Below are 1,854 nucleotides of genomic sequence, written 5' to 3' on the forward strand. Positions count from 1 at the left end.
CCTACGCACATAAAAGTGCATCATTGCCTTTTTACATAAACATAGATACACTTTTAATATAATAAACAACTGAGAAGATTAAGGAGTGTTACACTTGGCAGAATTATTACAAGGAAAAAATGCTTTAATTACAGGAGCAGGTAGAGGGATTGGTCGCGCTGTAGCGATCGCATTAGCGAAAGAAGGCGTAAATGTTGGTCTTTTAGCTCGTTCAGAAGAAAACTTAAAAGCAGTTGCGAAAGAAGTAGAAGCAGAAGGCGTAAAAGCTGTTATTGCGACTGCTGACGTATCTTCATATGAAGAGGTAACTACTGCAATTGAAACATTAAAAAACGGTTTAGGATCTATCGATATTTTAATTAATAACGCTGGTATTTCTAAATTCGGTAAGTTTTTAGAATTAGACGTTGCTGATTGGGAAAAAATCATTCAAGTAAACTTAATGGGTGTATACTATGCAACTCGTGCAGCTTTACCAAGTATGATTGAACAACAATCTGGTGATATTATTAATATTTCATCTACAGCAGGACAAAAAGGTGCACCTGTAACAAGTGCATATAGTGCTTCTAAATTTGGTGTTCTTGGTTTAACAGAATCGTTAGCGATGGAAGTTCGTAAACATAATATCCGTGTAACAGCTTTAACACCAAGTACAGTAGCAACTGACATGGCTGTAGACTTAGGATTAACTGATGGAAATCCTGATAAAGTAATGCAAGCGGAAGATATTGCAGAGTTTATCGTAGCGCAGCTGAAATTAAATAAACGTACATTTATTAAATCAGCAGGACTTTGGTCTACTAATCCGTAAGGGATAAATATAAAATACAAAGAAGGGACATCTATTCTGTAATGGAGTGGGTGTCCCTTCTTTATTTTTTGTGTATGAAACGGAATTTTCGGTATAATTAAATTTGAATGGTAGATAAGTATTAAAAACTTGAAGGGGATGGTATTTCCATGAGTACGATTGAGAAATGGACGGCTGTTGATCAATATATGAGTGATGTATTAATACCGAAAGACTCTACATTAGAAGAAGTTCTTCAAGCAAACGCTGCAGCTAATTTACCGGCACATGATGTATCGCCAACTCAAGGGAAGTTTTTACAACTATTAGTACAAATTCAAGGAGCGCGTAACATTTTAGAGATTGGTACTCTAGGCGGATATAGTACAATATGGCTTGCAAGAGCATTGCCATCTGGAGGGCGAATTGTTACATTAGAAGCAAGTGAAAAGCATGCTGAAATTGCACGGAGCAATATTGAGCGTGCCAATTTGAATGATAAAATTGAAATACGATTAGGATTAGCGTTAGATTCTTTAAAACAAATAGAAAATGAGAAGTATGAACCATTTGATTTTATTTTCATAGATGCGGATAAACAAAATAACCCTGCTTATTTTGAATGGGCACTGAAACTATCACGCCCTGGTACTGTAATTATTGGGGATAACGTAGTACGTGAAGGTGAAGTTATTGATAATATTAGTAGCGATCCTCGTGTACAAGGGATACGCCATTTCTATGAGCTAATAGCTGCTGAGCCGCGTGTAAGTGCTACTGCGCTTCAAACTGTAGGAAGTAAAGGGTACGATGGGTTTGTAATGGCAGTCGTAACAGAGTAATGTAAGGAGGAAAAAGGGATGAAAAAGAAGTTTCAAAAATTATAACGTGTATCTTGTACAACGAATTTAGCTCGTGGACCTCCAATTTACATAGCTTTATATTATATATTAAAAACTTGGAGGCTATAAGAAGATGAGAACTGAAAAAGAAATGTTAGACTTAATTATAAATACAGCAAAAGAGGATGAAAGAATTCGAGCTGTCATCATGAATGGGTC

At 36.0% G+C, this 1,854-nt stretch carries 3 protein-coding genes; all 3 read left to right on the forward strand.

Annotation, left to right across the window (positions count from 1 at the left end; translation table 11 throughout):
* Positions 1–94: 94 nt before the first annotated feature.
* Positions 95–814: a 3-ketoacyl-ACP reductase gene (locus AC1DJR_RS28400; protein WP_000818985.1), complete on the forward strand. Its 720-nt coding sequence runs from the start codon at positions 95–97 to the stop codon at positions 812–814.
* A gap of 149 nt (positions 815–963) precedes the next feature.
* A complete protein-coding gene (locus AC1DJR_RS28405; RefSeq protein ID WP_429688175.1) occupies positions 964–1,635 on the forward strand; it encodes an O-methyltransferase in 672 nt (223 codons plus the stop codon).
* A 133-nt stretch (positions 1,636–1,768) separates the two neighbouring features.
* The coding region (locus AC1DJR_RS28410; protein ID WP_477004090.1) for an aminoglycoside 6-adenylyltransferase at positions 1,769–1,854 on the forward strand (86 nt) is incomplete at its 3' end.

This window comes from Bacillus sp. 05T31 (genome assembly GCF_056396725.1).